This window comes from Enterobacter cloacae complex sp. ESBL7, from assembly GCF_041679625.1.
GTDB lineage: Bacteria > Pseudomonadota > Gammaproteobacteria > Enterobacterales > Enterobacteriaceae > Enterobacter > Enterobacter asburiae_B.
In genome coordinates, this window is sequence record NZ_JBGORN010000011.1 from 55,040 (window position 1) to 67,046 (window position 12,007).

Annotated in this window: 11 protein-coding genes; 5 read left to right on the forward strand and 6 right to left on the reverse strand. The window is 56.9% G+C overall.

Features of this window, described 5'->3' with window-relative positions; genetic code table 11:
• Nucleotides 1-117 precede the first annotated feature (117 nt).
• Nucleotides 118-1,029 carry a glycine--tRNA ligase subunit alpha gene (glyQ, locus tag ACERY3_RS22200; RefSeq protein WP_003860141.1) on the forward strand — a complete coding sequence of 304 codons (912 nt, stop codon included), beginning with the start codon at nucleotides 118-120 and terminating at the stop codon, nucleotides 1,027-1,029.
• Between the two features lie 9 nt (nucleotides 1,030-1,038).
• Nucleotides 1,039-3,108, forward strand: a complete 2,070-nt coding sequence (gene glyS / locus ACERY3_RS22205; RefSeq protein ID WP_039261172.1) for a glycine--tRNA ligase subunit beta — start codon at nucleotides 1,039-1,041, stop codon at nucleotides 3,106-3,108.
• A 92-nt stretch (nucleotides 3,109-3,200) separates the two neighbouring features.
• Here the strand turns inward: glyS and ACERY3_RS22210 are convergent, their stop codons facing one another.
• On the reverse strand, nucleotides 3,201-3,638 hold the full coding sequence (locus ACERY3_RS22210) for a hypothetical protein (protein ID WP_058841884.1): 438 nt from the start codon (nucleotides 3,636-3,638) through the stop codon (nucleotides 3,201-3,203).
• Between the two features lie 718 nt (nucleotides 3,639-4,356).
• Between ACERY3_RS22210 and ACERY3_RS22215 the strand changes: the two genes are divergently transcribed.
• Complete coding sequence (locus ACERY3_RS22215; RefSeq protein WP_373226541.1) at nucleotides 4,357-5,976, forward strand: ABC-F family ATP-binding cassette domain-containing protein; 1,620 nt, start codon at nucleotides 4,357-4,359, stop codon at nucleotides 5,974-5,976.
• Nucleotides 5,977-6,015: 39 nt separating this feature from the next.
• Here ACERY3_RS22215 and ACERY3_RS22220 read toward each other — a convergent pair whose 3' ends face one another.
• Nucleotides 6,016-6,303, reverse strand: coding sequence for an HTH-type transcriptional regulator (locus ACERY3_RS22220; protein WP_029740975.1), 288 nt, complete (start codon nucleotides 6,301-6,303; stop codon nucleotides 6,016-6,018).
• A gap of 331 nt (nucleotides 6,304-6,634) precedes the next feature.
• On the opposite strand from ACERY3_RS22220, the gene ACERY3_RS22225 reads away from it, so the two are divergent.
• The gene (locus ACERY3_RS22225) at nucleotides 6,635-7,345 is read left to right on the forward strand and encodes a DUF3053 domain-containing protein (RefSeq protein ID WP_023309949.1); all 711 of its coding nucleotides are present in this window, start codon (nucleotides 6,635-6,637) and stop codon (nucleotides 7,343-7,345) included.
• A 247-nt stretch (nucleotides 7,346-7,592) separates the two neighbouring features.
• On the forward strand, nucleotides 7,593-7,805 hold the full coding sequence (gene cspA, locus ACERY3_RS22230) for an RNA chaperone/antiterminator CspA (protein WP_003860775.1): 213 nt from the start codon (nucleotides 7,593-7,595) through the stop codon (nucleotides 7,803-7,805).
• 58 nt (nucleotides 7,806-7,863) lie between these two features.
• On the opposite strand, the gene ghrB is transcribed toward cspA, so the two are convergent.
• From ghrB to ACERY3_RS22250, 4 genes are all read right to left on the reverse strand, one after another.
• The gene (gene ghrB, locus ACERY3_RS22235) at nucleotides 7,864-8,838 is read right to left on the reverse strand and encodes a glyoxylate/hydroxypyruvate reductase GhrB (protein ID WP_213788123.1); all 975 of its coding nucleotides are present in this window, start codon (nucleotides 8,836-8,838) and stop codon (nucleotides 7,864-7,866) included.
• A 26-nt stretch (nucleotides 8,839-8,864) separates the two neighbouring features.
• Nucleotides 8,865-10,145, reverse strand: coding sequence for an MFS transporter (locus ACERY3_RS22240; RefSeq protein WP_023309951.1), 1,281 nt, complete (start codon nucleotides 10,143-10,145; stop codon nucleotides 8,865-8,867).
• 117 nt (nucleotides 10,146-10,262) lie between these two features.
• Entirely contained in the window at nucleotides 10,263-11,201 is a 939-nt protein-coding gene (locus ACERY3_RS22245; RefSeq protein ID WP_058841888.1) for a sugar kinase, read from the reverse strand.
• A gap of 3 nt (nucleotides 11,202-11,204) precedes the next feature.
• A complete protein-coding gene (locus ACERY3_RS22250) occupies nucleotides 11,205-11,954 on the reverse strand; it encodes a sugar phosphate isomerase/epimerase (protein WP_039261178.1) in 750 nt (249 codons plus the stop codon).
• Nucleotides 11,955-12,007 lie beyond the last annotated feature (53 nt).

Below are 12,007 nucleotides of genomic sequence, written 5' to 3' on the forward strand. Positions count from 1 at the left end.
GGAAGGCTTATTTCCCCAATTTTCCCTAAACAACCCCGTTTCGTACTGTATATCTTGCAGCCAGCGGGTATACTGGTCCCTTCCATTTAAAACCACACGTATCCAGCACGAAATACTATGCAAAAGTTTGATACCAAGACCTTCCAGGGCCTGATCCTGACCTTACAGGATTACTGGGCTCGTCAGGGCTGTACCATTGTTCAACCTTTGGACATGGAAGTCGGCGCCGGCACTTCACACCCGATGACCAGCCTGCGCGCGTTGGGGCCAGAGCCAATGGCGACCGCGTATGTGCAGCCTTCCCGTCGTCCGACCGATGGTCGTTACGGTGAGAACCCGAACCGTCTGCAGCATTACTATCAGTTCCAGGTGGTGATTAAGCCATCACCAGACAACATTCAGGAACTGTACCTCGGGTCGCTGAAAGAGCTGGGTATGGATCCAACCATCCACGACATTCGTTTCGTGGAAGATAACTGGGAAAACCCAACGCTGGGTGCCTGGGGTCTGGGTTGGGAAGTGTGGCTGAACGGCATGGAAGTGACCCAGTTCACTTACTTCCAGCAGGTTGGCGGTCTGGAATGTAAGCCAATCACCGGTGAAATCACCTACGGTCTGGAACGTCTGGCGATGTACATTCAGGGCGTAGACAGCGTTTACGACCTGGTCTGGAGCGACGGCCCGCTGGGTAAAACCACCTACGGCGACGTGTTCCATCAGAACGAAGTGGAGCAATCCACCTATAACTTCGAATACGCGGATGTGGACTTCCTGTTCACCTGCTTCGAGCAGTATGAGAAAGAAGCGCAGCAGCTGCTGGCGCTGGAAACTCCGCTGCCGCTGCCTGCCTACGAGCGTATTCTGAAGGCCGCCCACAGCTTCAACCTGCTGGACGCCCGCAAAGCCATCTCCGTGACTGAACGTCAGCGCTACATTCTGCGTATTCGTACCCTGACCAAAGCCGTTGCAGAAGCTTACTATGCGTCCCGTGAAGCCCTTGGCTTCCCGATGTGCAACCGAAACAAATAAGAGGCGGCCATGTCTGAGAAAACTTTCCTGGTGGAAATCGGCACCGAAGAGCTGCCACCAAAAGCCCTGCGCAGCCTGGCTGAATCTTTCGCTGCGAACGTGACCGCCGAGCTGGATAACGCTGGCCTGGCTCACGGTAAAATTGAGTGGTTTGCTGCACCGCGCCGTCTGGCGCTGAAAGTGGCAAATCTGGCGGCGTCTCAGCCGGATCGCGAAGTTGAAAAACGTGGCCCGGCGATTGCCCAGGCGTTTGACGCGGAAGGCAAGCCGAGCAAAGCGGCTGAAGGCTGGGCGCGCGGTTGCGGCATCACCGTTGATCAGGCCGAGCGTCTGACTACGGATAAAGGCGAATGGCTGCTGTACCGTGCGCACGTGAAAGGCGAAAGCGCGGAAGCGCTGCTGCCGGACATGATTGCCACTTCTCTGGCGAAGCTGCCGATTCCTAAGCTGATGCGCTGGGGCGCCTCTGACGTGCACTTCGTGCGTCCGGTGCACACCGTGACCCTGCTGCTGGGCGATACCGTTATTCCGGCGACCATTCTGGGCGTGGCGTCCGATCGCGTGATCCGCGGCCACCGCTTTATGGGCGAGCCAGAGTTCACCATCGACAATGCCGACCAGTATCCGCAGATCCTGCTGGAGCGCGGTAAGGTCATTGCCGACTACGAGCAGCGTAAAGCCAAAATCAAAGCGGACGCGGAAGACGCGGCGCGCAAGATTGGCGGTAACGCAGACCTGAGCGACAGCCTGCTGGAAGAAGTCACCTCTCTGGTTGAATGGCCAGTTGTGCTGACCGCGAAGTTCGAAGAGAAATTCCTGGCCGTTCCGGCTGAAGCGCTGGTGTACACCATGAAGGGTGACCAGAAGTACTTCCCGGTCTATGCCAACGACGGCAAGCTGCTGCCAAACTTCATCTTCGTGGCGAACATCGAATCGAAAGATCCGATCCAGATTATCTCCGGTAACGAGAAAGTGGTGCGTCCACGTCTGGCAGATGCGGAGTTCTTCTTCAATACCGACCGTAAAAAGCGTCTGGAAGATCATCTCCCGCGCCTGCAGACCGTGCTGTTCCAGCAGCAGCTGGGTACGCTGCGCGACAAGACCGACCGCATTGCGGAGCTGTCCGGCTGGATTGCCCGTGAAATCGGTGCAGACGTCAACCACGCGACGCGTGCAGGCCTGCTGTCCAAGTGCGACCTGATGACTAACATGGTGTTCGAATTTACCGACACCCAGGGCGTGATGGGCATGCACTACGCGCGTCACGATGGCGAAGCGGAAGACGTGGCCGTCGCCCTGAACGAGCAGTATCAGCCGCGCTTTGCGGGTGACGAACTGCCGTCCAACCCGGTTGCATGTGCCGTCGCAATTGCCGATAAGATGGACACCCTGGCGGGTATCTTTGGTATCGGTCAGCATCCGAAAGGCGACAAAGATCCGTTTGCGCTGCGTCGTGCCGCGCTGGGCGTGCTGCGTATCATCGTTGAGAAGAACCTGAACCTCGATCTGCAGACCCTGACCGAAGAAGCGGTGCGTCTGTACGGCGACAAGCTGACTAACGCGAACGTTGTGGATGATGTGATCGACTTTATGCTCGGTCGTTTCCGCGCGTGGTATCAGGACGAAGGCTACACCGTTGACACTATTCAGGCGGTGCTGGCGCGTCGTCCGACCCGTCCGGCTGATTTCGATGCGCGTATGAAGGCGGTTTCCCACTTCCGTACCCTGGAAGCGGCATCTGCCCTGGCCGCGGCCAACAAGCGCGTATCCAACATTCTGGCGAAATCCGACGAGACGCTGAACGAGCGCGTGAACGCCGCAACCCTGAAAGAGCCGGAAGAGATCGCTCTGGCGATGCAGGTTGTGGTGCTGCGCGACAAGCTCGAGCCGTACTTCGCGGAAGGTCGCTACCAGGAAGCGCTGGTGGAGCTGGCCGAGCTGCGTGACGTGATCGACGCCTTCTTCGAGAAAGTGATGGTGAACGTAGAAGATAAAGAACTGCGTATTAACCGTCTCTCCATGCTCGAGAAACTTCGCGAGCTGTTCCTGCGCGTAGCGGATATTTCGCTGCTGCAGTGATGTGCCGCTGTTACACATGCTAAAAACCCGCTTCGGCGGGTTTTTTTATGGGTCTTTTGTAGGCCGGATAAGCGCAGCGCCATCCGGCAGGTTTAGCCGATCGCGATTGTGCCTTCGTCTGTCTGCAGCCAGCGCGGTGCCTTCAGCGTATCGGCAAAGTAGCTGACCAGCTCGCACAGCAAATCTTCCATCACGATTTCAGATTGTCGCGGCAGTGAGCCGTTCATCAGCATCTGCGTAAGCTCCTGACAGTAGCGCCCCAGCTGATCGCATTCGGGTTCGAAAGCCGGAACGCGTGACGGGAGTTCCTTCACGGTCAGGCCGGCTTTTAAAGCGTCCGGAACAGGTTCCAGAAGCGTGGGTTGCAGAAGATTCAGACAGGCATAAAGTCTGCCGTAAAGCGCCATTTTTGGGGCGGGTTCTTCGCAATCTACCAGTGCGTCGGTAAAACGTTCGCAGTTATCCGCCAGTTCGGTGAAGTCGGTGGCATGGTTGAAGGGCAGGGTGATTAAAGAGTTAATCAATGACATAAAATAACCTCAGTGAGTGGTATATCTTCCGCCACGGGAGGTTCCAGGCTCGCTGGTGGCGGAACCGAACAAGGTTGGAACGACTGGCCTCACTGACACCAGCGCGCTTTGCAGCGCCCCTGTCCGGCCCGCCATTGAGATGCAACAGGCCGTACGACACAGAGCCTGTGTCGCCAGTGAAGTGATTCAGGGTTCCAATCCCGGCACCTGATTTTGCAGGTGCGAAGAGAACTTACTGCTCATCAAAACAGGCGGCAACAGTTTTGAGCTATGTCGCTGAGGATATTACCATTTCTGGAAAGAGGCTCGCAAAATTACCGTAATGAGAAGCATACTGCGGGTAGAGGTTTTACAGCGACGCCATGGCGGTGGCGATTGAGCCGCCCTGGCACGTTCACAGGCCATGTCGTTACAGAGTAGCAAGGAACAACCCCCACAGCCGTATGCTCCCCCTCACCCCAGCCCTCTCCCTCAAGGGAGAGGGGGCCGTCTGTGCAGGCAATATTTGGTGGGGATCCCTCAGCCCAAAGGGGGAGGGAGTATAAATCGACCAAAATTTAACCTTGAAATGGTCAACACATTACCGCTATCCTCAACGCGTTAACTTTCTCGCGCTGGAGCACCCCCCAAAAATGAACAAACACGACTGATGAATTTCAATCCTTGCTAAACGCCACCGCGTCGGCAGGGGATGTTTTGATTTCATTCAGGAGTGCTTATGGCTCATTTTGCGCAGTCCCCTTCTTTTATTTTGCATCAGGTCACCTGTCAGTTTCCGACGGGCGATACCCTTTTTGGTCCGCTGAATCTCACGCTGGAACCCTCCCTGTGCGCGCTGGTTGGCCGCAACGGCAGCGGGAAAACGCGTCTGCTGCGTCTGCTGGCGGGGCTGGATGAACCGGCTTCCGGTCATATTGAACGCTTTGGCTCGCATGCCTGGGTGGCGCAGCAGCACCTCATTTCGCCGCAGACGACGCTTGCTGAACTGCTCGGGTATGACGCTATTTTTGCGGCGCGTAAGCGCATCGACAGCGGCAATTACCAGCCTGACGATCTGGACACGCTCGACGGCCGCTGGGATGTCGCCGAGCGTCTGAGCGAGGCGTTTATCAATGCGCAGCTCCCGCCGTTTGACCCGGATAAACCCGCCGGTGAACTCAGCGGCGGCGAGCGCATTCGCGCCCTGCTGTGCGGGGCGTTTACGGCTGAAGCCGATTTCATGCTGCTGGACGAGCCCACTAACCATCTGGACCGACAGGGCCGGGCGTGGTTCTACGACCAGCTCAGCCGTTTTCAGGGCGGCGTGCTGGTGGCTTCCCATGACCGTGAGTTGCTGGCTCAGGTACCGCGTATCCTTGAGCTGAGCGCCTCGGGTCTGCGCAGCTACGGCGGGAATTATGCGGATTATCAAACCCAGCGCGATGCCGAACAGCAGGCGGCCCGCGCGTCGCTGGAACATGCTGCAACCGAGCGCAAACGCACCCGGGCACGCATGCAAAAAGAGCATGACGACAGCCAGCGGCGTTCGGCAAAGACATTGCGCACCGTCGATACCCTGAATATCGCGTCGTTCGAACGGGTCAAATATAAAGGCGCGGCAAAGGAGCGGATCGGCTCCTGGAAAAAACAGCACAGCGAGCAAAATGAAGCCCTGAACGCCGCGGTAAATAAGGCGCGTGAACGCGTTGAGGAAGATAACCCGGTAATGTTCACCCTGCCGGGGAGTCAGATCCCGGAGGGGAAGCAGGTGCTGGTGCTGGAGGATCTGGTGCTGCCGCATGTGCCTGTTCCTCCGCTCAACTTGCGAATGGACGGACCGATGCGCGTGGCGTTAAAGGGACCGAATGGCTGCGGAAAATCGACGCTGTTAAAAATCCTTCTCGGCGAAATTGCCCCCCGTTCGGGTACCTGTAAGGTTTCAGTCAGCTGCGCTTATCTCGACCAGCATCTCTCCCGGCTCGATCTTTCACAGTCGGTCATGACGCATCTCAACCTGAGTCATACGCCTCTGGAAGAGGGGGTATTGCGAACCCGTCTGGCGCAGCTTCAACTGGGTGCCGACAAAGTGACGCTCCCGCTGGCGGAGCTCAGCGGCGGCGAGCGTCTTAAGGCCGCCCTGGCCTGCGTGCTGTGGCGCGCGGAGGCTACGCAGCTTCTGCTGCTGGATGAACCGACCAACCATCTGGATTTGGCCTCGGTCCAGGCCATTGAAGCGGCGCTGGTCGGTTTCCCCGGGGCTCTGCTGGTGGTATCACACGATGAGGCTTTTTTAAGAGGCTTAACGTTAACGCATGAATGGGTATGGGAAGAGGCGGGCTGGCGTTGCGAGAGCCTTTAAAACACAAGCCCCCGCAAAGGCGGGGGCATTCAATCTTCACTACGCTATCTGTTTGCTGAGTGCAGGGTTGGCCTGAATCAGGCGCATCAGCCTTAACTCGGTTGGGGTGGGTTTCTCACGTTTTGACTCCCACTCCTGCACCATAGCCACGCTGACACCCATCGCTCTGGCGAATTCTTCAGTTTTCAGTCCTGTCCCTTTGCGCAATTGCTCATATTCTGTAAAGGGATTGGATTTTTGTTGCAGGGTAATCGCCTGCGGCACGTCTTTAAAAATGATCTGTTCCAGACTGCTCAGCAGTTCAAACTCAGGATCTTTATATTCCATTGAGGACTCCTCTTAAATCTCACATCGTGATCAAGAACATCAGAGAGCCAGTTAAGAATAGTCCCTAATACGAACTCAGGATCGTAACGGGTGTGATTAATCGTGCGATAACGATCGCTTTACCCGATTCAGCGATATGGATAGTTATGCTAATTACCTGATTAGTCATATGTCGGCTTCGGCAGGTATTTTTTTGTAAATGGTAAGAAATAAATCGGCAATAGCCGTTTTGCATGAAAAGAGTATCTTGCAAGGCTGACCTGGACTATCCTTGTCAGCGTCGGGCACGCGTGTGCCGGTGTGCGCTTTTTTGGGTGAAAGGAGTAATAAAATGGCGACAGGAAAGTCCTGCTCTCGCTGGTTTGCGCCTATTGCGGCGTTGTTGATGGTTGTTAGCCTGAGTGGGTGTTTTGATAAAGAAGGCGATCAGCGCAAAGCGTTTATCGATTTTCTGCAGAATACAGTGATGCGCAGCGGCGAGCGGTTGCCGACGCTGACTGCGGATCAGAAAAAACAGTTTGGCCCCTTTGTGTCCGATTACGCCATTCTTTATGGTTATTCACAGCAGGTGAGCCAGGCGATGGATTCCGGTATCCGCCCGGTAGTGGATAGCGTGAACGCCATTCGCGTTCCGCAGGATTATATGACGCAGCGTGAACCGCTTCGCCAGTCCAACGGTGCGCTTGGCGTACTGAGCCAGCAGTTGCAGAATGCGAAAATGCAGGCTGACGCGTCACGTTCTGCGCTGAAGCAGGGTGACGATCTCAAACCGGTCTTCGACAAGGTGTATGAGAAAGTGGTGACGAAACCGTCTGAAGCGCTGCAACCGCTGATTCCGGCCGCGCAAATCTTCACGCAGCAGCTGGTTCAGGTGGGCGACTTTATTGCCCAGCAGGATACTCAGGTGAGCTTTGTTGCCAACGGCATTCAGTTCCCGACCTCCCAGCAGGCAAGCCAGTACAATACGCTGATTGGGCCGCTGGCCTCCCAGCATCAGGCCTTTAGCCAGGCCTGGAGTGCCGCTGTCACGGCCACAGAATAAACCGAAAAAACCCCGCGCATGGCGGGGTTTTTTTATGCTTATCGAAAATAACGCTTGTCATTCTTCTACCACATCGGTATAACTATCCCCGTCGGTTTGTTACACAGACCTAAAGCAGTTTAGTAAAGCAGTCCAGATTGTTATCCATAGATACCCTTCGTTGTGACCCTTCCTTCATCGCTTAAAAATCTGTAACGCAATCCATCAAGCCGGAAGGCTCAATATATTTGTTAATAAGGTAATTTCTATGTCTGCTAAAATGACTGGTCTGGTAAAATGGTTCAACGCTGATAAAGGTTTCGGCTTCATCACTCCTGACGATGGCTCTAAAGACGTGTTCGTACACTTCTCTGCTATCCAGAACGATGGCTACAAATCTCTGGACGAAGGTCAGAAAGTGTCCTTCACCATCGAAAGCGGCGCTAAAGGCCCAGCAGCTGGTAACGTTGTAAGCCTGTAAGCTTCCAACCCAGTAGCACAAAATTCAAAAACCCGCCTTCTGGCGGGTTTTTTCATTTCTATCGTTGCACCTGCGGGTTCACGCAGTTTATCTCCACCTTTCCGCTTAGGGCGGCGATGAGATTATCGACCGCAGTGGCCGCCATGTTGTAGCGCGTCTCATGGGTGGCTGAGCCGATGTGGGGCAGGGCGACGACGTTTGGCATTGTCAGCAGCGGGGAGTCCACCGGCAGCGGCTCCTGTTCAAACACGTCCAGACCTGCGGCATGGATCTCACCGTTCTGCAGGGCTTCAATCAGCGCCTTCTCATCTACCACCGGGCCACGACCCGCGTTGATGAAAATGGCGGATTTCTTCATTTTTTCAAATGCGGATTTGCCAATCAGATGACGCGTTTCGTCCGTCAGCGGCAGAACCAGACAAACAAAATCGGCTTCCTGCAGCAGAGTATCCAGCTCGCAGTAACGGGCGTTGAAGCGTTCTTCGGCTTCACCGTGATGGCGACGCGCGTTATACAGAATCGGCATGTTAAAACCAAAATGCGCGCGCTGCGCCAGTGCCAGCCCAATGCGCCCCATGCCAACAATGCCCAGCGTTTTGCCGTTAACGTCCACGCCGAACCAGTCCGGTCCAATGCTTTTTGTCCATTCGCCCGCTTTCACGCGCTCGGCCACTTCCACCACGCGACGGGCCGTGGTGAGTACCAGCGCCATCAGCGTATCGGCCACGGTTTCCGTCAGGGCATGGGGGGTGTGCATCAGCAGGATCTTGCGGGCGTTCAGGGCATCCACATCGAAATTGTCGTAACCCACGGAAACGGTAGAGGTAGCACGAAGCTTCGGCATTTTCTCCAGCAGGGCGACATCCACTTTCTCGCTTGAACCCAGCAGGCCTTCGGCGCTGGCGAACGCTTCGGCGTGCTGCGCCACGGTTTCCGGGCTCAGGTTCTTCACCTGCGTGACGGTGAAGTGTTCTTCAAGGCGTTTCTGCAGATCTTCCGGCAGTGCTTTGTACAAAATGACGGACGGCTTCATGCTAATCTCCGTTGATTTTTAAGGATTCAGGCGTGGCGTGCGCCGACAGGATGCTGTTGATTATTAGCAGGCTTAACAATCAGAGTAAGCCACACGGAGGCGAAAAGCGCCACCCCCATAAAGATGTACGATGCGGACGGGCTGCCGGTGGCACCGTTCAGGTAGCCGACGAACCAGGAGCCGCAGAACGACCCCAGCGCACCCATACTGTTAATTAATGCCATCGCGCCACCCGCGACGTTACGCGGCAGCATTTCCGGGATGATGGCAAAGAACGGACCGTACGGGGCATACATGGCGGCACCGGCGACCACCAGCAGGGTATAAGAGGCCCAGAAGTGATTTGCACCCACGGCCCACGAGCCGATAAAGGCAAAAGCAGCGATCAGCAGCAGCGGCCAGACAAACAATTTTCGGTTCTGCAGCTTGTCCGACGCCCATGAGACGACGATCATGGCGATGGTCGCGGCCAGATACGGTACGGAAGAGAGCCAGCCCACTTCTACCATGCCGAGGTTTTCGCCGCCGCTGCGGATAATCGACGGCAGCCACAGCACAAAGCCGTACACGCCAATGCTCCAGGTAAAGTACTGCGCGCAGAGCAGGATCACGTTACGCGAGCGGAAGGCTTCACCGTAGTTGCGTACCGCCTTCAGACCTTGCTGTTCTTTATCCAGCTGCGCCTGCAGCGCCGCTTTTTCATCTTCGGAAAGCCATTTCGCCTGGGCAGGTTTATCTTTTACCAGCACCCACCAGCAGAATGCCCAGATCACTGCCGGGACCCCTTCGATAATAAACATCTCGCGCCAGCCGAAGGACTGGATCAGGTAGCCAGACACCACCGACATCCACAGCACCGTCACCGGGTTACCGAGGATCAGGAAGGTATTCGCGCGCGAGCGTTCAGATTTGGTAAACCAGTTGCTGATGTAGATCAGCATCGCCGGCATCACCGCCGCCTCAACGACGCCGAGGATAAAGCGAATGGCGGCCAGGGCAGGAATATTGTTCACCACGCCGGTCAGTGACGCGCAGGCGCCCCACAGGATCAGGCAGACGAAGATTAGCTTACGCACGCTGCGGCGTTCCGCATAAATCGCGCCGGGGATCTGGAAGAAGAAGTAGCCCAGGAAGAAAAGGGCTCCCAGCAGGGAGGAGATACCTTTGGTGATGCCAAGGTCCTCTGTGATCCCCGCCGCGGACGCGAAGCTGAAGTTGGCACGGTCAAGATACGCCAGGCTGTACGTGATAAACACGATTGGCATGATGTACCACCAGCGTTTTACTGCATTGGTCGAACTGTTCATAGGCTTGCCTCTGTTGTTGAGGTTGTTACCGCCGTTGTCTGTAGGGTACACGGTGGTTTAATTATTTGGTGTGGCTTGCTGCCCTCACCCTGGCCCTCTCTCGCAGGGAGAGGGAATTTAAACGCCGAGCTCTGCTCGCGTGGGTAATCCTTCGCTGTCGCCCTGCACCTGAATGGCCAGCGAGCCAATCTTGTTGCCTCGCGCCACGGCCTGCGGCAGCGTTTTGCCTTCCAGCAGGGCGCTAATCACGCCCACGGCAAAACCGTCGCCCGCGCCGACGGTGTCGACCACGTTCTCAACCTTCACCGCCGCGACCGCGCCCTGTTGGCCGTCGGCCGTCTTAAACCATGCGCCATCGGCACCGGTCTTCAGCACCACCGCTTTTACCCCTTTATTCAGGTAGAAATCGGCAATGCCTTCCGGCGTGCTTTCGCCGGTCAGGATCATCCCTTCTTTCAGGCCCGGCAGAACCCAGTCCGCTCTGAACGCCAGACGGTTGAGCTTCTCGACCATTTCCGCTTCGCTTTTCCACAGCACCGGGCGCAGGTTCGGATCGAAAGAGATCGTTTTTCCCTGGGCTTTCAGAGTGGCTGCCGCGTGATCCAGCAGTTCATACGAGCTGGCGGATAGCGCTGCCGCCACGCCGCTCAGGTGCAGGTGGCGCGCGGAGGCGAAATAGTCGGCGTGGTAATCCGCCACTGAGAGGTGGCTTGCGGCCGATCCCTTACGGAAATACTCCACGATGGGATCGGTTCCATTTTCGACCTTGGATTTAAGCTGAAAGCCGGTAGGGAAGCGTCCGTCGAGGGTGACGCCTGCGGCATCAATCCCCTCTTTTTTCAGCGAATCGAGAACGAAATGGCCAAAGCTGTCGTCCCCCACGCGGCTGACCCAGCCGACATTCAGGCCGAGACGCGCCAGGCCGGTCGCGACGTTCAGCTCTGCGCCCGCCACGCGCTTGATAAAGTGCTCCACCGCGCTCAGCTCGCCCGTTTCGGTGGCGACAAACATCGCCATGGCCTCGCCGATGGTGATGACATCCAGCGTCTTGTGCATGGTTTACTCCTCGCGCAGCAGGTTGACGTAATGGCGGGTAACGGCGGTTAAATCCGTCCCTTCCAGCGGGAACTCGATACCGCGCGGGGCATCGGCAGGCAGCTGGCCGAGCAGATCCAGCCAGCGCGCATCGGCGTGGTCCGGCGCCACGGCGCGGAAGTTATCTTTATGCGGCACGGCGGCTTTCACGTGGATATAGCTCACCGCAGGGGCAAGATGACGCGCGGCCTCTTCGGGGGAATCACCGACCCACAGCCAGTTGCCCATGTCGAAGGTCAGCGTGACGGGCAATGCCATTTCCCGACAGGCGGCCTGGAAGCGCTGCATCGGCGCGAGCTGTCCACAGTCGGTCTGATCGTTCTCCACGACCAGCGCCATGCCGCTTGCGTTCAGCAGGCTACGCAGGGCGTCGAGAGGCTGCGCGTCGCGGAAATGGCCCAGGGAAACCTTCAGCCACAGGGCGTTCAGGGTGCTGGCCTCAGAGAGATAGCGGGTCAGATCCGGGTTGAGGGTGCCGTCGGGCATAAACAGGGCGGCGGGGGCGGAGTAGCACGCCAGCAGGCCGAGCAGCTCAATGGATTCTCCCAGCGCAGGCAGCGTCAGCAGCTCTTCGCTGCTGAACAGTTCCCGGCGGATCTCCACGCCGTCTGCCCCTGCGCCTGCAATAACGGGAAGCATCGCCCGCTGACCGCCTGCCTGTCGCACCTGTTCCGCACCGTACGCGGCGGTGACCACCATAATTTTCCTGCCCATCTTCGGACTCCATCGCAACATAACAATACTATTACGCTAGATGGAACCGGTTC